A 15702-nucleotide genomic window follows, 5' to 3' on the forward strand; every position below is an offset into this window, starting at 1 on the left:
CTTGAGAGCCAAAGGCCAAGAACTATGACCACACCTGCTGTCGGTATTATCATGGGGTCCCAATCTGATTGGGCCACCATGCGCGAGGCCGCTGATCTTTTGGATGAACTTGGCATCGCCTATGAGAGCCGGATCGTGTCCGCCCATCGCACGCCGGATCGGTTGTGGGATTATGGCAAAACTGCCGCAGATCGCGGCCTGCAGGTGATCATTGCAGGGGCCGGAGGGGCCGCGCATTTGCCGGGCATGATGGCCTCCAAAACGCGGGTGCCGGTGGTGGGTGTGCCGGTTCAGACCAAGGCGCTGTCTGGTGTCGATTCCCTTTATTCCATCGTGCAGATGCCCAAGGGCTTTCCGGTGGCCACCATGGCCATCGGGGCGCCAGGGGCCGCAAATGCGGCTTTGATGGCGGCGGGCATTCTGGCGCTGCAAGACCCCGCACTGGCCACGCGGCTTGATGCCTGGCGCGACGCCCTGTCGGCCTCTATCCCGGATGCACCTTCAGATGACTAACCCGCTTTCACCTGGTGCGACCATTGGCATCCTGGGCGGTGGGCAGCTGGGGCGCATGTTGTCGGTCGCGGCCTCACGGCTGGGCTTTGTCACACATATCTTTGAACCCGGTGCCAACCCGCCTGCCGGACAGGTGGCAGATGCGGTGACAACCGCGTCTTATGACGACGCCGCGGCGCTGACCCGCTTTGCCCAGACCTGCGATGTGATCACCTATGAATTTGAGAACATCCCCACAGACGCGCTGGATGTGATCGAAGCCATCGCCCCGATCCGCCCCGGACGTGAGGCGCTGCGGGTGTCGCAAGACCGGCTGACCGAAAAGACATTCCTGCAAGACCTGGGCCTGACCGTGGCCCCCTTTGCAGACATCCCCGACGCGGCCGCCATGACCGCCGCTGTCCAAGAGATTGGCGCGCCGTCGATCCTGAAGACCCGGCGGTTCGGCTATGACGGCAAGGGCCAAGCCCGGCTCAGCACACCAGAAGATGCAAGCGGGGCGTTGGATGACATGCAGGGCGCGCCTGCGATCCTGGAAGGCTTCGTTGATTTTTCACACGAGGTGTCGGTGATCGCGGCGCGGGGTGTTTCGGGGGAAGTGGCCTGTTTTGATCCGGGCGAGAACGTGCACCGGGACGGTATATTGCACACCACCACAGTCCCTGCCCGGCTGAGCGCGGCCCAACGGACGGACGCGGTTTTGCTGGCCGGACGGATCCTGAATGCGCTGGATTATGTGGGCGTTCTGGGCGTGGAGCTTTTTGTGACCCCGCGCGGTCTGATCGTGAACGAAATTGCCCCCCGCGTGCATAATTCAGGCCATTGGACCCAAAACGGCTGTGCGGTTGATCAGTTTGAACAACACATCCGCGCCATTGCCGGTTGGCCCTTGGGGGATGGATCACGGCATACGGATGTGGTGATGGAGAATCTCATTGGCGATGACATGGACCGCGTGCCCAGCATCGCCCAAGAGCCGGATGCAGCGCTGCATCTATATGGCAAAGCAGAGGTAAAGCCGGGCCGCAAGATGGGGCATGTGAACCGGATCAGCCGATAAACCGCGCCGCGACGTCGCCCGCCATATAAGACACCTGCCCCGCCACAAACGTGGCCGCGACACGGCGGGTCTGTTGATCCAGGATCACCATGTCAGCGCGTTTGCCCGGGATCAAAACGCCCCGGTCGTCAAAGCCCAGCACCTGTGCCGGACCGCCAGAGACCAGATGCCAGGCCTGAGCCAAGCTGCACACGCCGCTGTCTGCCAGCATCAGGGCCGCCCGGCGCGGGGATGGATAGTGATAGTCAGAGGCGATGCCGTTCACATACCCCATTGAGATCACGTCGATGGCCGACAGGTTCCCGTTGTGAGACCCCCCGCGCACCACATTGGGTGCCCCCATCAGCACGGCATCGCCCTCCGCATGCGCGGCCTCGGCTGCGGGCAGGGCTTCGGGGAATTCGGCGATGGACACGCCTTGGGCGCGCCACCATGCGCGGGTTTCAGGCTTTGCATCATCATGGCTGCCCATACGGATGCCCTGCGCGGCCAACTGCGGGCAAAGCGCCTTGAGCGCCGTGGGCACCTGGGAGGATTGCGCGTGCAGATCACGCATGTAGGCGTGGTGTTTTTCCGGGCTGCGCCCCGCCTTTAACGCCTGCCCGTTCAGCCGGCGCGGCAGCTTGCCTGCTGCCAACCGGTCATGCGGCAGATGATCGTTGAAAACGATATAGCGGACCGCCCATTCAGACAGCCAGCCCGGCAGATCAGCGTAAAGATCCAACAGATGCGTTTCAAAGCGCAGCTGGGCGTGCAGATCCGTGACCAGCGCCGGGTTCACATCCCTGATCGCCTGAAAAACCCGTTTAGCGAAATCGAGGCCCCGCATGCCGCCTTCCCAGCTGACAAACTGCGCCAGGATCGCCGTCGTGATGCCATTCGCGGCAAGCTCGGCTTCGGTGGCGACCAACCCCGCATCCAGTTGCTTCATCGCGCCGCGGCGTTGCGCCAAGTGACGTTCAAACCCGTCGCCGTGCAGATCAACGATGCCCGGCAGGATCAGAAAACCGCTCAGATCAATTTCGCGCCCGGTGGTATCGCCGCAAATCAGCCCCTCCGCAAAGGACAGCCGGGTCGGCGTCAGGCCCTCAGGGCGCAGCACCTGCCCCCCGACAAGATCAAGGTTTGGCATTGTCGCCTTCCTCGTCCTTATCCTCATCCTCACCGGTGATGCAGTCGCCATCGGGGCAGCCAATCGATTCAAGCACACCTTCGAACCACCCCATCGACCGGTCAAAAACGCCATCGCGCAAGAACGCCATGGATTGGGCGATGACACGGGGGTTGTTCATCATAAACGTATGGGTCACGGGCATGATGACATGGTCTTTCATCCCTTCCACACGGGTTGAAGCGACCGAAACCTTGCCGTCATCCGGGCCCGGCAACAGGGTCGAAAAATAGGGGTTCAAAGATTGCGATCCCGCAATCACGCCAAGTTCAAACGTCACCGGTGGCAGGCTGCGCGGTAACGAATCCGCCCCTGTCCCCATCTGCGCGCCAGCCGGGCCGTTGATCCAGTCAAAGGCGGCGATGTTGTCCAAGCTATCGACAACTTCACTGCCCTGGTTCGGTGGCCCCAGCATGACAACGCGGCCAATACGCGGATCATTGGTTTCCGCCATCCACTGCCGCACCAGAATGCCGCCCATGGAATGGGTCACGAAATCCACCGTCTGCGTCCCGCAGGCCGCCACCGCGTCTGGGATGGTGCGGCGTGTCAGCTCTTCTATCGGGGCTTCGGTCGAGGGATAGCCCGGACGGATGATGCGGTAGCCTTCGGTCTCAAGTGCCGCTTCCATCAGGGCAAAAGAGCTTTCCGTGCGCGCCAAGCCATGCAGCAGCACCGCGCACCGTTCTTGAGCGACGGACTGACAGGCAGTCAGCAGGGCGAAACAGGCCGTAAAGAGAGCAGGTAAGCGCATGAGAGTTCAGATAGACTGATTTGCGCCGGTATGAAATGCTGCAAGCGCAAGAGACAAGGAAACTACGATTATGCGCCCAAAATCTCCGCGCTTGGCGGTGCGTGCGATTATCTTGCATGAGGGACGGCTTTTGTTGGTCAACGCCTTCGCGGATGGGCAAAGTGATCTGCTTTGTGCGCCGGGAGGCGGTGCCGAAGTTGGATCGTCTTTGCCCGACAACCTGCGCCGCGAGGTTTTCGAAGAAACCGGGCTGGAGATTGAGGTGGGTGCGCCCTGTTTGGTGAACGAATTTCACGATCCCGCCAGCGCCTTTCATCAGGTCGATATCTATTTTCGCTGCACCTTAGTCGGCACAGCACAGGTTGATCCGGCATGGCAGGACACCGAAAAGATCGTGACGGAATGGCATTGGGTAACGCCGCAAGAGCTGCGCCAGCTGAGACACAAGCCCGATAGCTTGGCCCAAGTTGCGTTTGAGAATGCAGATACGGTTATCTACGACCCGCTTGAGCCGCTGGTCCGGTGACCGACCAACCGATACCGCCAACCACCAAAACGGTTGCGGCCAGAACGGTCAGACCCACGGTTTCGCCTAAGAACAGCGCGCCTGCCAGGATTGCCAGAATGGGCACGCTCAGCTGAACAATCGCAGCCGTGGCCCCCTGCAGTTTCGGCAACACGCTGTACCAAAGGGCGTAGCCCAAACCAGAGGTCAGCCCACCGCACAGAATGCCCAGCGCGATGCCCTGCACGCTGAACCGCAGCCCCGTGCCCACCAAAAGCACCATCAGGATGGGCACACAAAGGACGAAATTGGCGGTTGTTGCAGCCAGTGGATCCTCGGCCCCTTTGCCGATGATCGTGTAAGCCCCCCAGCCGATCCCGGCAAAGACCATCAGCACCGCACCCCCAAGATCCGCCACGCCCCCCGGCCCCGGCCAAAGGGCAATGATTAGCCCCAGAAAAGCCAGGCTGCCCCCGGCAATCTGGCGTTGCGTCGGCGTGTTGCCGGTGAGCGTGGCGTGGGCGAACATCGTGATCTGAACGACCCCGAAAAGGATCAAAGCCCCCAGCCCCGCGTCAAGTGTGAGATAGGCAAGGGAAAACCCAACCAAATAGACCGCCAGGCTGAGCGCCCCTGGAATACGATTGCGCCGCAAGAGGGGAAAGCCGCCGCTGCGCAGGGTGATGATCATGCCAAGTACAACGGCGCCTGAGACAACACGCACCAGCGCAAAGCCTGATGGATCAATATACCCACCATCGATCGCCATGCGTGTCAGGATGGAGTTTGCCGCAAAGGCGATCATCGTCAGGACGGTGGCAAGGACAAGGCGCATGTCCTTGCCTTAATGCAGTTTACCAGGCGGCGGCAATACACTTGCCGGTTATGCACTGCGTAGGGTCAGGCCCCATTCCTTTCTCTCCGCTGGCGTTAATACCGCGAAGTTGCAGTGGTTTGCGACATGTCCGCGCCGAACAGGTTAAGTGCAAATGGCTCATGCCGCTGAAACTTCGCGGTTTGTCGTCCTTTAGATTTGACGGATTTTCCCGTGATCCGCTGCCCGTCATCGCATTGCACGGCAATGCCGCGAGAGGGGCGGTACATCTGGCTGAAATTCAACAAGAGTTCCTGCGCAGATGTGCCTTGTCACGAGAAAATTTGTCAACCAGTCGGGTGAGGTGAATGGGTCCTGACCCTAGTGAAAGGTGAACCTGTCGCGGTCGCCGGCATCTGCCAAAAGCGCCTCCAGGTCTTCAACGGCCATGCCGCTGCGGGCCTGATCCGGCGAAATACCGAGGTGGCGCAGCTGGCTTTGGACGAGCGAGACGACGTTGCCCTGCACTTCGCTGTCCTGCATAGCAGCGACAAGGCCCTGGCGAATAACCTCTTTTTGCTCTTCCAGGTGCAACAGACTTGTCTGACGGGCGTGGGCCGCTTTGAGCGCGTTCAAGATGGCACCGCGTAAGGCTTCTACATCCATCTCTTCTTTGGTCAGAAAATCATGGCAGCCGCTGCGCATCGCTTGCACAACGGTTTGGCGTGCGCCATCCCCTGTGATCATGATCTTGCCTGCATCGCGGTTCAAATCGTTGCGCAGGATCAGATCCAACGCCTCCATCCCGTCGCCAACGGGCAAGCGGTAGTCAATCAGGATCAGATCATAATCCGCCTTAGCCACAGCGCGGTCCAGCTGTTCGATGCTGTCGACCTCATCCAGTTCAATCGACAGCTTGGTTTTCTGGCTCAGCCGCCGGATGCGCGCGCGATCAAAGCTGCTGTCATCAAGCAACAGCGCCCGTATGTCACGGGGGCGGGCAGCGGATGTGGCATGGACGAAGATGTGGACGATGTGTGCAGCATTTGCCTTCTCCTTCTCAGGTCCGATGGATACAGGATTGCGCCAAAATCCTGCGCATTTCTTAACTCAGCGCGCGGAAGTGCTTCATTTTGTCCCGTTCGGCGCTACGCCCTGGGCTGGAGCAGCCGCACCTCAACACAGGTGCCACGCCCATAGGGGGAGGCGATCATATGCGCTGTTCCCCCGTTGAGTTCAGCGATTTTGCGCACGTTTGACAAACCCAGCCCGCTGCCCTCAACCTCGTCCCGGGGGCGCAGGGTTTGCATGACACCAAAGGCCCGTTCGCGGAATTTTTCTGCGACACCAGGCCCGTCGTCTGCAACGCGCAGCACAAAGAACGGCCCTTCCCATCCTGTCGATACAATGACCCGACCAGCGGGTTTATCATGGTGGCGCACCGCGTTTTGAAGAAGCGCCCCGAAAAGCATCAGCACATCGCGATCCCCTAGAATGAGGGTTTCAGCCTCAAAATCGCGCACGACGGTAAAGGCGGAAGGAACCTGAAATTCATCCAGCACCTGATCCAGAATTTGCGTCAAATCATGTGCCACAACGCTTTGCATGCGGCCAATCCGCGAATAGGCAAGCAGATCCACCAACATCCGGTCCAGCCTGCCGGTGTGCCGGTTCATCATTTCGATAGAAGAGGCCACAGACCCTTCAATGGGAACACCGGCGTCCTGCAGATCTTCGACGATCCATTGTGGCAGCTCAATCAAAGCGCGGACCGAACTGCGCACGTCATGGCTGATCAAATAAATGAAGTCTTCAAATTCCTTAGCCGGATCTGATCGACCATGCTGCGCGGACGCCGCAGAGACGACCTGGGAAGACGGTTGGGCTGACATGGCGACCTCATCTGCGGATTAGTGACCGTCTACGCCAATCCCCTTTCTGCCGCGTTAATTCTGGCAGGCCCCAAACGCAACAAAGGGCCCCGGAGGGCCCTTTGCGCTTACCTAACAGGTAGGGGTGGCTTACATCATGCCGCCCATGCCGCCCATGTCGGGCATGCCGCCGCCTGGCATGCCGCCTGCGCCTTCTTTGGCGGGCTTGTCTGCCACCATGGCTTCGGTGGTGATCAGCAGCGCCGCAACAGAGGCCGCGTCCTGCAGAGCAGTACGGACAACTTTCGCAGGGTCGATCACGCCGAACTTGAACATGTCGCCATATTCTTCAGTCTGGGCGTTGAAGCCAAAGGAAGTGTCGTCGCTTTCGCGGATTTTGCCCGCAACAACAGCACCGTCCACACCGGCGTTCTCAGCGATCTGACGCAGAGGCGCTTCGATGGCTTTGCGCACGATGGAGATACCGACGTTCTGGTCGTTGTTCTCACCGGACATGCCTTCGAGCTTCTTGGCCGCCTGAACCAGAGCAACACCACCGCCAACAACGATGCCTTCTTGTACCGCAGCACGTGTAGCGTTCAGCGCGTCATCAACGCGGTCTTTGCGCTCTTTCACTTCCACTTCGGTCATGCCGCCTACGCGGATCACCGCAACACCACCGGCGAGTTTCGCAACACGCTCTTGCAGCTTTTCACGGTCATAGTCGGATGTGGTTTCTTCGATCTGCGTGCGGATCTGAGCAACACGTGCTTCGATCTCTGCTTTCTCACCAGCGCCGTCCACAACTGTGGTTTCGTCTTTGGTGATCGCAACTTTCTTGGCGGAGCCCAGCATGTCCATTGTCACGGACTCAAGCTTCATGCCCAGATCCTCGGAGATCACCTGACCGCCGGTCAGGATTGCAAGGTCTTGCAGCATGGCTTTACGACGGTCGCCGAAACCAGGTGCTTTGACAGCCGCGATTTTCAGACCACCGCGCAGCTTGTTGACAACCAAAGTTGCCAGCGCTTCGCCTTCAACGTCTTCTGCGATGATCAGCAGAGGCTTCTGAGACTGGATCACCTGCTCAAGCAGAGGCACCATTGGCTGCAGAGAAGACAGTTTCTTTTCGTGCAGCAGCACGATGGCGTCTTCCAGCTCAACCGTCATCTTGTCAGAGTTGGTGACAAAGTAGGGGGACAGGTAGCCGCGGTCGAACTGCATGCCTTCGACGACGTCTGTTTCTGTTTCCAGGCCTTTGTTTTCCTCAACGGTGATCACACCCTCGTTGCCGACTTTCTGCATCGCGTCTGCGATCTGCTGGCCGATCTCTTTTTCGCCGTTGGCGGAGATGGTGCCGACCTGAGCGACTTCGTCGCTGTCAGACACTTCGCGGGACGCTGCTTTGATCGCCTCAACGACAGTGATTGTCGCCATGTCGATGCCGCGCTTGAGGTCCATTGGGTTCATGCCAGCAGCGACAGATTTCATGCCTTCGCGGACAATCGCTTGGGCCAGAACTGTGGCTGTTGTTGTGCCGTCACCGGCTTCGTCGTTGGTGCGGGAAGCGACTTCCTTGACCATCTGCGCGCCCATGTTCTCGAACTTGTCTTCCAGCTCGATCTCTTTGGCCACGGATACACCGTCTTTGGTGATGCGTGGTGCGCCGAAAGACTTGTCCAGGACCACGTTGCGGCCTTTGGGGCCCAGGGTCACTTTGACCGCGTCTGCCAGAATGTTCACGCCATTCAGCATCCGGTTACGGGCATCTGTGTCGAATTTGACGTCCTTAGCTGCCATTTATCTTCTCCATCAATCTCTGTGTTAGAAGGTCATCTTGGGGCGCAGGTGCTGCGCCGCTGTCCTGTGATCAGGACAGGATCCCCATGATGTCGCTTTCTTTCATCATCAGCATTTCTTCGCCGTCGACTGTCACTTCTGTACCGGACCATTTGCCGAACAGGATTTTGTCGCCTGGCTTTACGGCCATTGCGATCAGCTCACCGCTGTCTTTGCGGGCGCCTTCGCCGCATGCAATAACCTCGCCCTCGGAGGGCTTTTCTTTGGCGGAATCAGGAATGATCAACCCGCCAGCTGTTTTCTCTTCGCTCTCAGTGCGCTTTACCAGCACGCGGTCATGAAGCGGTTTCAATGCCATCTTTGTAGCTCCTTAAGGCTCAAAGTTTACTCCCAGCCTGCCCTCCGTTCGCGGAGCGATCAGGCGTTAGCACTCTTCTGTGCTGAGTGCTAACGGCGCATAGCTAGGGATGGTGCGACAATGAGTCAAGCAATCGGGCTACAAAATTTTTGCAAGAAATCCCCGGGCCGCTCAGATGGTTATGAGGCTCCCAGCACCCGGCCCGCCGTTGTCACCGCCTCAGCCCCCACAGGCGTCAGACCATAGACGCCGGTTTCGACCTTCTCAAACCAGCCATAGTGATTGTCACGCATCATCGTCGTGGCGCGCCCGACACCTGTTTCCTTGGCAACGTCAGCGCCTTTGCTGGCGCCAACCTCAAACAGATACACCGCCAGTTTCAGTGCATCCTGCCGGTAGGCGGTCACCAACCCGGCCCGCGTTTGACCGCCATCGTTTGGATCGCCTTGCCGCCGGGCGAATTCCTTTAACAGTTGTTTTTGCTTTTTGGCCACCTTGCGCGGCACATAGGGGCCGGGATCGCAATGTACCTCGACCAGCCCGTCTTTCAGCCGCACAGTGATCAGACCCAGACCCAAACGTCGCGCTAATGCGGTGTTGTCCTTTACCGCCTTGGCAAAACGTTTGCCCGGCTGGCGCGCCACGGCCAGATAGACGTCATCGGTGACCTTCAGCCGCGCGATGCATTGATGAAACAACGCCAGTGAAAAGCCCAGCTTCAGCTCAACGACCACAGGTGCCTCAGCCCCCCGAACAGCCACAACGTCTGCCGCACCCACTTCGGACTTCACCACATACCCCTGGTCTTCCAAGAACGCCTTGATCGGCGGGTAAAGGTCCGTTTCGCGGGGATTGGTCATGGGCGCATATTTGCGCATTCCCCTGCCCGCGCCAAGCCAATAGACTGCCGCCATGACCCGCGATGATCTCAACACCTTTTGCGCCAGCCTGCCCCAGACCACCCATGTGGTTCAGTGGGGCAATGCCGATGTCTATAAGGTCGGCGGTAAGGTCTTTGCCGTCATTGGCATGGGCAACACGGAGGCAACCGTGACCTTCAAGGCCTCTGAGATGGCCTTTGAAATCCTCTCAGACAGCCCCGGCTTGCGGCCCGCCCCCTATATGGCGTCGCGTGGGTTGAAATGGATCCAACACTACGCTGAACCCGGCCTGTCGGATGATAGCCTGCGCGATCATATTAAAGCCTCATACGACATGGTGGTGGCTGGGTTGACCAAGAAAAAACGCGCGGATCTCGGTCTCTGAGACGAGGTGGTGACATCAGCCCGGCCCGCCCCTATAAGGCGCGCAAAATGACCCCTTCGATTTTCAAGGAACGCGCGTATGAGCACCCTCGTTTTTGGCCACAAGTCCCCCGACACTGACAGCACCGGCAGCCCGATTGTCTGGTCTTGGTATCTCAACCAGATCAAGGGCGTTGCCGCCAAACCCGTGCTGCTGGGCGAGCCCAACACAGAAGCCTTGTTCGTGCTGGAGCATTGGGGCTTGGACAAGCCCGAGATCCTGACAGATCTGGCCGCAGACACGGACGTGGTGATCGTGGACACCAACAACCCCGCGGAATTGCCCGACAACATCAACGACGCCAACATCACCGGCATCATCGACCACCATCGCCTGGTGGCCGGGCTTGAAACACGTGGCCCGATTGAGATCGACATTCAGCCCTTGGCCTGCACTGCAACAATCATGTGGAAGAAGATCGGCAAAGACTGGGCGCAGGCCCCACGCGAGGTCAAAGGTGCGGCGCTGTCTTGTATCCTGTCTGACACGTTGGAATTCCGCTCGCCCACAACGACGCAAGAAGACAAAGCGATTGCTTATTCGATCGCCGAAGAACTGGGCGTGGACATCGCCGCCTACGCGGAGCAAATGTTTGCCGCCAAATCCGACGTTTCAGCCTTTTCCGAAGAAGAGCTGCTGCGCATGGACAGCAAAGAGTTTGATCTGGATGGCACCGGCCTGCGCGTGAGCGTGTTGGAGACGACCTCTCCTGCGCCGCTGCTGGCCCGCAAAGAAGCGCTGATGGCGGCAATGCCTGGCGTGGCCGAGGCGGATGGCGCGGCACAAGTTTTGCTCTTTGTGGTCGACATTCTGAAAGAAGAGGCAACGCTTCTCATACCGAATGACATGGTCAAACACATCGCTGAGAAAAGCTTTGATGCGACGGTGGAGGGCGACAACGTGGTTCTGCCCGGCATCATGAGCCGCAAGAAACAGATTATCCCAAACCTGAAAATGTAACGGCACAGCGCCCGCCATTCCCCCCGGGCAGGCGGGCGCTGTCTATCGGGGCTGCTTGATCAACCGATCAAGCGCCGCCGCTACATCGCGGATCTTGACAGATCCGCCGTTAGACTGCTGCTGCAACGACCGTAAGACAGACATCTTCAGGTCCTTGGTGACCACGGTCGCGCGGGCGTGCCCGCCTTGGTTAGAAGCACCCATCACCTTTGACATCGCAGGCCGCGCAGCTTTCCCCAAAGCGCGCTGGTATGCGGTGAGGCCCATTAACTTGGACGTGATGATTGGCTCTTCGATGTGGCGCATAGTGAGCAGTCTGATTCCCCTACGAAGAGCATCAGCGCTCTGCATGTTGTTTTCAACGTCTTTCCACATTCTTGCCTGAATTGGGGCAGAATTGACCAAAGCGGCGAAACAATCCCTGATTTGCCCCCCGCTCCGATCGTGATTGCGAAACAGGGCTGTTTGATCTCGACCCAAATGTGGCAAAAGAAGGCCGCTGTTTCTGGATCTGCCGCAAAGCCCATTCAACAAGTGAAACGCGCGCCCGCGGTTCCATCTTGGTGCACAATCCCCTAGAGCAGAAAGTATGCCGCCCAACGCCACGCCTGAGCAGGAACAAAGACCGCCCATGACCCAGATCATCGAACGACTGTCAGACATCACCGCGCAATATGATGCGCTCTTTGTTGATCTTTGGGGCTGTGTGCATAACGGCATCGTCGCCTTCCCCGATGCGGTCGCCGCGCTGAAGGCCTACCGCGACACCGGGGGCAAAGTGATCATGGTCACGAATTCGCCCCGCCCCCGTGCAGGGGTGACAAAGCAGCTGACGCATTTCCAGGTTCCCGAGGACAGCTGGGACAGCATCGCCACATCAGGCGATTCAGCGCGCTCTGCGATGTTCCAGGGTGCGGTAGGCACCAAGGTCTTTTTTATCGGCGCGCCGGGGGAAGAAAAATTCTTTCAGCCGCTGAACCTTTTGGAAGAGCCGCTCGACATCACAATGGTGCCGCTGGAGGAAGCCGAAGGCATCGTATGCACCGGGCCGCAAGATCCCTCTGCCGATCCAGCCGTGATGCGCCCCACGTTTCTTTATGCCAAGCAAAAGGGCCTGAAACTGCTCTGTGCCAATCCCGATATTGTGGTGGACCGGGGCGAGAAACGGGAATGGTGTGCCGGTGCCCTGGCACAGCTTTATACCGAGATGGGCGGCGAGAGCCTGTATTTCGGCAAACCCCATCCGCCGATCTATGATCTGGCCCGGCGCAGGCTGTCAGCCTTGGGCACGGATATCCCCGACGGGCGGATTTTGTGCATCGGAGATGGCATCCTGACAGACATCAAAGGGGCCATGGGAGAGGATATCGATTCTCTTTTCATATCGGGCGGCCTTGCTGCTGCAGAAACAAAAACAACACACCAACCTGACCCTGCTGCCCTAAACAATTATTTAGAAAGAGAAATGTCGAGCCCAACCTATACAATTGGCTTTTTGCGGTAGACATTTTTCGCTTGCTTTTCTGCGCCTGCGAAGTAATTAAGTTCCAAACTTCACCGCCCCTGCGGCATTTTATTACCTGAAGGATGGGACATGTTGGACAATCTCCCCCGCGGCACGATCTGCATCGAAGACATCGAAATTGGCATGTCACGCTATCTTCAGAAAGTGGTGACGGATGAAGACATCCAGATGTTCGCCCAGATCTCAACAGATCATAACCCGGTGCATTTGGACGACGATTACGCCCAAGATACCATTTTCCAGGGCCGCATCGCGCATGGGATGCTGACCGCTGGTCTAATTTCAGCCGTGATCGGAGAGCAGCTGCCGGGCCACGGGACCGTCTATATGGGCCAGTCGCTGAAGTTCCTGGCCCCTGTGCGTCCCGGTGATCTGGTCTATGCCGAGGTGAAGGTCACGGATATTGAGTTTTCCAAACGCCGCGTGAAGATGGATTGCCATTGTGCGGTTGATGGAAAGAAGGTCCTGATTGGCGAAGCCACCGTTCTGGCACCATCCCGCAAGTTCGACTGACCCGCGCGAACGCCAAGCGCGCCCTATGGGGCAACGGCTGTGATAAGTTATATTGGAAAGATGAAGCCCCTGGGGGTTCTTGTCTCTCTGACCCTGCACGGCTAGGCAGGGGTCATGAGGATTATCCGAGATTATCAGTTTGTCCGGGACGCAGACCGGGGGGCCACCGTTGCGATTGGCAACTTTGATGGCGTGCACAAGGGGCATCTATCGGTCATTGAAATGGCGCGGCAGGCTGTGCCGGATGCTCCGTTGGGCATTCTTACCTTTGAGCCCCATCCCCGCGAGTATTTCGCACCGGATGCGCCACCCTTTCGGTTGATGGGGGCCGCAGCACGGGCCACGCGGCTGGAAAAAATCGGTGTTCAGCGGCTCTATGAGCTGGGGTTCAACAAGGGGCTTGCCTCCCTCTCGCCCGAGGAATTTGCCCGCGATGTGATCAAGGACGGGCTTGGGCTGCGTCATGTGGTGGTGGGCGCTGATTTCTGTTTTGGCAAAGCACGCGCGGGAACGGCAGAAGACCTTGTGGCCTTTGGCCGGGACCTGGGGTTCGGGGTGAGCATCGCACCTTTGATGGCAACGGGCGCGCAAACCGTGTCGTCCACCGCGATACGCCAAGCGCTAAGCGCCGGCGATCCACGTCAGGCGGCGGATATGCTGGGCCATTGGCACCGGATTGAAGGCCCCGTGATCGGGGGTGAGCAGCGCGGGCGCGAGCTGGGCTATCCCACGGCCAACATGTCGATTGACGGTTTGCACCAGCCGGCCTTTGGCGTTTATGCGGTTCTGGTCGATGTTCTGGAAGGCGCGCATCAAGGCAGCTATCACGGCGTTGCCAGCCTGGGCGTGCGGCCCATGTTTGGAGAGAACAAGGCCAACCTGGAGACCTTTCTCTTTGATTTCAAAGGCGATCTTTATGGCGCGGGGCTGTCTGTGGCCTTGGTCGAGCACCTGCGCGGTGAAGAAAAGTTTGACAGCCTTGAGGCGTTGATCCGCCAGATGGATGCAGACAGCGCTGAGGCGCGCAGCATTCTGGCGGCGTTATGAGCGATCCGATCACACGGGAGGGGCTGACCCCAAGATTTTGGGAGAAAAAGCCACTGACAAAGTTGAGCCAGACCGAGTGGGAAGCGCTTTGCGATGGCTGCGGGAAATGTTGCCTGAATAAGTTGGAAGATGAAGACACTGATGTGGTCGCCCTGACCCGGGTGGCGTGCCGGTTGCTGGATGATGCCAGCTGCCGCTGCACGCATTATGAGAACCGGCATCAGTTTGTGCCTGACTGCATCGTGTTGAAACCCAGCAACCTGGATACCCATGCCTATTGGATGCCACAAACCTGCGCCTACCGGCTGCTGTATTTGGGCAAACCTTTGCCTGAGTGGCATCCACTGATCAGCGGCAGCGCGCAAAGCGTTCATGCCGCGGGCGTGTCGGTGCAAGGCATGACCGTTTCTGAATTCGACACCCCATTTGAAGAATGGGAAGACCACATCATAGAGGAGCCCACCTGATGTTCTTTGCCTCTGACAACAATGGCCCCGCCCATCCACATGTTATGGCGCGGGTGATGGAGGCGAACAGCGGCTATCAGGCATCCTACGGCGATGATGCGATCATGGATGAGGTGCGCGCCCGCATCCGCGATGTCTTTGAAGCGCCGCAGGCGGCGGTTTATCTGGTGGCCACGGGAACAGCGGCAAACGCGCTGGCGCTGGCGTGCTATACCCAGCCGTGGCAAGCGGTTTATTGCGCCAAGGTTGCTCATGTTGAGGTGGATGAATGCAACGCGCCCGAGTTTTACAGCGGTGGGGCCAAACTTGCCCTGTTGCCGACAGATGACAAGATCACGCCAGACATGCTGCGCTGCGCGATTGAGGAGACCCCCAAGGGCGATGTGCATTGCGCCCAGCCCGGGCCAGTCACGATCACCCAAGTCACAGAGCGCGGCAGTGTCTATACGCTGGATGAGTTAAGCGCGCTTTGCGCCATCGCCAAGGCGCATGACTTGCCTGTCCATTTGGACGGCGCACGATTTGCCAATGCGCAAGCTGCGCTGGGATGCAGCGCGGCTGAGATGTCGTGGAAGGCCGGCGTGGATGTGGTGAGTTTTGGCGGCACCAAAAACGGCTGCATGGGTGTTGAGGCGGTGGTGTTTTTCGATCCTGCGAAGGCGTGGGAATTTGAGTTGCGCCGCAAACGCGCGGCGCATTTGTTCAGCAAACACCGGTATTTGTCGGCTCAGATGGCCGGGTATCTGGAAAACGACACCTATCTGACGACAGCACGTCAGGCCAATGAGAACGCCGCCTATCTGACAGATGGGTTGCGCAAGGCGGGTGTGACGTTCTTGCATGAACCCCAGGCCAACATGCTGTTTGTTTCCTTCCCCCGGCGCATTCATCAAGCGCTTGAGGCCGCAGGCGCGCGCTATGGCCGGTTTGGCGGAGATCTGGAGGGGCCGGCGGAGGCGCATATCTCTGCCCGGCTGGTCTGCGACTGGTCGATTGAGAAGGCGCAGATTGATGACTTTGTGCGCCATTTCTGAAGGCG

General features: G+C 58.8%; 19 protein-coding genes. 10 read left to right on the forward strand and 9 right to left on the reverse strand.

What is annotated here, in order from left to right:
• Positions 1-24: 24 nt before the first annotated feature.
• Together purE and ACZ1HM_RS17585 are read left to right on the forward strand one after the other, a co-directional pair.
• The gene (gene purE / locus ACZ1HM_RS17580; RefSeq protein ID WP_472743937.1) at positions 25-513 is read left to right on the forward strand and encodes a 5-(carboxyamino)imidazole ribonucleotide mutase; all 489 of its coding nucleotides are present in this window, start codon (positions 25-27) and stop codon (positions 511-513) included.
• Entirely contained in the window at positions 506-1573 is a 1068-nt protein-coding gene (locus tag ACZ1HM_RS17585) for a 5-(carboxyamino)imidazole ribonucleotide synthase (RefSeq protein ID WP_472743938.1), read from the forward strand. Before purE ends, ACZ1HM_RS17585 begins: the two co-directional genes overlap by 8 nt.
• Here ACZ1HM_RS17585 and ACZ1HM_RS17590 read toward each other — a convergent pair.
• A complete protein-coding gene (locus ACZ1HM_RS17590; RefSeq protein WP_472743939.1) occupies positions 1563-2705 on the reverse strand; it encodes an alpha-D-ribose 1-methylphosphonate 5-triphosphate diphosphatase in 1143 nt (380 codons plus the stop codon). The genes ACZ1HM_RS17585 and ACZ1HM_RS17590 overlap by 11 nt on opposite strands.
• The gene (locus tag ACZ1HM_RS17595) at positions 2692-3498 is read right to left on the reverse strand and encodes an alpha/beta fold hydrolase (RefSeq protein WP_472743940.1); all 807 of its coding nucleotides are present in this window, start codon (positions 3496-3498) and stop codon (positions 2692-2694) included. The genes ACZ1HM_RS17590 and ACZ1HM_RS17595 overlap by 14 nt, the downstream gene beginning before the upstream one ends.
• A 70-nt stretch (positions 3499-3568) precedes the next feature.
• Between ACZ1HM_RS17595 and ACZ1HM_RS17600 the strand changes: the two genes are divergently transcribed.
• The gene (locus tag ACZ1HM_RS17600; protein ID WP_472743941.1) at positions 3569-4024 is read left to right on the forward strand and encodes an NUDIX domain-containing protein; all 456 of its coding nucleotides are present in this window, start codon (positions 3569-3571) and stop codon (positions 4022-4024) included.
• On the opposite strand, the gene ACZ1HM_RS17605 is transcribed toward ACZ1HM_RS17600, so the two are convergent.
• The 6 genes from ACZ1HM_RS17605 to ACZ1HM_RS17630 all read right to left on the reverse strand — a co-directional run bounded on the left by ACZ1HM_RS17605 (position 3990) and on the right by ACZ1HM_RS17630 (position 9706).
• On the reverse strand, positions 3990-4838 hold the full coding sequence (locus ACZ1HM_RS17605; protein ID WP_472743942.1) for a DMT family transporter: 849 nt from the start codon (positions 4836-4838) through the stop codon (positions 3990-3992). The genes ACZ1HM_RS17600 and ACZ1HM_RS17605 overlap by 35 nt on opposite strands.
• Positions 4839-5198: 360 nt before the next feature.
• Positions 5199-5792, reverse strand: a complete 594-nt coding sequence (locus tag ACZ1HM_RS17610; RefSeq protein ID WP_472743943.1) for a response regulator — start codon at positions 5790-5792, stop codon at positions 5199-5201.
• A gap of 173 nt (positions 5793-5965) precedes the next feature.
• A complete protein-coding gene (locus ACZ1HM_RS17615; protein ID WP_472743944.1) occupies positions 5966-6709 on the reverse strand; it encodes a sensor histidine kinase in 744 nt (247 codons plus the stop codon).
• A gap of 129 nt (positions 6710-6838) precedes the next feature.
• The gene (gene groL, locus ACZ1HM_RS17620) at positions 6839-8488 is read right to left on the reverse strand and encodes a chaperonin GroEL (RefSeq protein ID WP_472743945.1); all 1650 of its coding nucleotides are present in this window, start codon (positions 8486-8488) and stop codon (positions 6839-6841) included.
• A gap of 70 nt (positions 8489-8558) precedes the next feature.
• The gene (locus tag ACZ1HM_RS17625) at positions 8559-8846 is read right to left on the reverse strand and encodes a co-chaperone GroES (protein WP_472743946.1); all 288 of its coding nucleotides are present in this window, start codon (positions 8844-8846) and stop codon (positions 8559-8561) included.
• Positions 8847-9025: 179 nt separating this feature from the next.
• Positions 9026-9706 carry a DUF2161 domain-containing phosphodiesterase gene (locus ACZ1HM_RS17630; RefSeq protein ID WP_472744656.1) on the reverse strand — a complete coding sequence of 227 codons (681 nt, stop codon included), beginning with the start codon at positions 9704-9706 and terminating at the stop codon, positions 9026-9028.
• Between the two features lie 52 nt (positions 9707-9758).
• Here ACZ1HM_RS17630 and ACZ1HM_RS17635 point away from each other — a divergent pair, with 52 nt between their 5' ends.
• Both ACZ1HM_RS17635 and ACZ1HM_RS17640 read left to right on the forward strand, forming a co-directional pair.
• Positions 9759-10112, forward strand: a complete 354-nt coding sequence (locus ACZ1HM_RS17635; protein ID WP_472743947.1) for an MmcQ/YjbR family DNA-binding protein — start codon at positions 9759-9761, stop codon at positions 10110-10112.
• A 78-nt stretch (positions 10113-10190) separates the two neighbouring features.
• Positions 10191-11111, forward strand: a complete 921-nt coding sequence (locus tag ACZ1HM_RS17640) for a manganese-dependent inorganic pyrophosphatase (RefSeq protein ID WP_472743948.1) — start codon at positions 10191-10193, stop codon at positions 11109-11111.
• Positions 11112-11153: 42 nt separating this feature from the next.
• On the opposite strand, the gene ACZ1HM_RS17645 is transcribed toward ACZ1HM_RS17640, so the two are convergent.
• Entirely contained in the window at positions 11154-11417 is a 264-nt protein-coding gene (locus tag ACZ1HM_RS17645) for a hypothetical protein (protein ID WP_472743949.1), read from the reverse strand.
• Between the two features lie 325 nt (positions 11418-11742).
• Here ACZ1HM_RS17645 and ACZ1HM_RS17650 point away from each other — a divergent pair, with 325 nt between their 5' ends.
• The 5 genes from ACZ1HM_RS17650 to ACZ1HM_RS17670 all read left to right on the forward strand — a co-directional run bounded on the left by ACZ1HM_RS17650 (position 11743) and on the right by ACZ1HM_RS17670 (position 15697).
• Positions 11743-12615 (forward strand): TIGR01459 family HAD-type hydrolase, encoded by an 873-nt coding sequence (locus ACZ1HM_RS17650; RefSeq protein ID WP_472743950.1) that lies wholly within the window; start codon positions 11743-11745, stop codon positions 12613-12615.
• 90 nt (positions 12616-12705) lie between these two features.
• Positions 12706-13149 (forward strand): MaoC family dehydratase, encoded by a 444-nt coding sequence (locus tag ACZ1HM_RS17655; protein ID WP_472743951.1) that lies wholly within the window; start codon positions 12706-12708, stop codon positions 13147-13149.
• Between the two features lie 114 nt (positions 13150-13263).
• Positions 13264-14196 (forward strand): bifunctional riboflavin kinase/FAD synthetase, encoded by a 933-nt coding sequence (locus ACZ1HM_RS17660; protein WP_472743952.1) that lies wholly within the window; start codon positions 13264-13266, stop codon positions 14194-14196.
• Positions 14193-14663 carry a YcgN family cysteine cluster protein gene (locus ACZ1HM_RS17665; protein ID WP_472743953.1) on the forward strand — a complete coding sequence of 157 codons (471 nt, stop codon included), beginning with the start codon at positions 14193-14195 and terminating at the stop codon, positions 14661-14663. Before ACZ1HM_RS17660 ends, ACZ1HM_RS17665 begins: the two co-directional genes overlap by 4 nt.
• Positions 14663-15697, forward strand: coding sequence for a threonine aldolase family protein (locus ACZ1HM_RS17670; RefSeq protein ID WP_472743954.1), 1035 nt, complete (start codon positions 14663-14665; stop codon positions 15695-15697). Before ACZ1HM_RS17665 ends, ACZ1HM_RS17670 begins: the two co-directional genes overlap by 1 nt.
• Positions 15698-15702 lie beyond the last annotated feature (5 nt).

The organism is Sulfitobacter sp. GN1-4, from assembly GCF_055693825.1.

What these genes read in the sequence shown, in the direction of transcription:
- purE (WP_472743937.1), top strand. Translation starts at nt 25, where the DNA reads ATGACCACACCTGCTGTCGGTATTATCATGGGGTCCCAATCTGATTGG.
- ACZ1HM_RS17585 (WP_472743938.1), top strand. Translation starts at nt 506, where the DNA reads ATGACTAACCCGCTTTCACCTGGTGCGACCATTGGCATCCTGGGCGGT.
- ACZ1HM_RS17590 (WP_472743939.1), bottom strand. Translation starts at nt 2,705, where the DNA reads ATGCCAAACCTTGATCTTGTCGGGGGGCAGGTGCTGCGCCCTGAGGGC.
- ACZ1HM_RS17595 (WP_472743940.1), bottom strand. Translation starts at nt 3,498, where the DNA reads ATGCGCTTACCTGCTCTCTTTACGGCCTGTTTCGCCCTGCTGACTGCC.
- ACZ1HM_RS17600 (WP_472743941.1), top strand. Translation starts at nt 3,569, where the DNA reads ATGCGCCCAAAATCTCCGCGCTTGGCGGTGCGTGCGATTATCTTGCAT.
- ACZ1HM_RS17605 (WP_472743942.1), bottom strand. Translation starts at nt 4,838, where the DNA reads ATGCGCCTTGTCCTTGCCACCGTCCTGACGATGATCGCCTTTGCGGCA.
- ACZ1HM_RS17615 (WP_472743944.1), bottom strand. Translation starts at nt 6,709, where the DNA reads ATGTCAGCCCAACCGTCTTCCCAGGTCGTCTCTGCGGCGTCCGCGCAG.
- groL (WP_472743945.1), bottom strand. Translation starts at nt 8,488, where the DNA reads ATGGCAGCTAAGGACGTCAAATTCGACACAGATGCCCGTAACCGGATG.
- ACZ1HM_RS17625 (WP_472743946.1), bottom strand. Translation starts at nt 8,846, where the DNA reads ATGGCATTGAAACCGCTTCATGACCGCGTGCTGGTAAAGCGCACTGAG.
- ACZ1HM_RS17630 (WP_472744656.1), bottom strand. Translation starts at nt 9,706, where the DNA reads ATGACCAATCCCCGCGAAACGGACCTTTACCCGCCGATCAAGGCGTTC.
- ACZ1HM_RS17635 (WP_472743947.1), top strand. Translation starts at nt 9,759, where the DNA reads ATGACCCGCGATGATCTCAACACCTTTTGCGCCAGCCTGCCCCAGACC.
- ACZ1HM_RS17640 (WP_472743948.1), top strand. Translation starts at nt 10,191, where the DNA reads ATGAGCACCCTCGTTTTTGGCCACAAGTCCCCCGACACTGACAGCACC.
- ACZ1HM_RS17645 (WP_472743949.1), bottom strand. Translation starts at nt 11,417, where the DNA reads ATGCGCCACATCGAAGAGCCAATCATCACGTCCAAGTTAATGGGCCTC.
- ACZ1HM_RS17650 (WP_472743950.1), top strand. Translation starts at nt 11,743, where the DNA reads ATGACCCAGATCATCGAACGACTGTCAGACATCACCGCGCAATATGAT.
- ACZ1HM_RS17655 (WP_472743951.1), top strand. Translation starts at nt 12,706, where the DNA reads ATGTTGGACAATCTCCCCCGCGGCACGATCTGCATCGAAGACATCGAA.
- ACZ1HM_RS17660 (WP_472743952.1), top strand. Translation starts at nt 13,264, where the DNA reads ATGAGGATTATCCGAGATTATCAGTTTGTCCGGGACGCAGACCGGGGG.
- ACZ1HM_RS17665 (WP_472743953.1), top strand. Translation starts at nt 14,193, where the DNA reads ATGAGCGATCCGATCACACGGGAGGGGCTGACCCCAAGATTTTGGGAG.
- ACZ1HM_RS17670 (WP_472743954.1), top strand. Translation starts at nt 14,663, where the DNA reads ATGTTCTTTGCCTCTGACAACAATGGCCCCGCCCATCCACATGTTATG.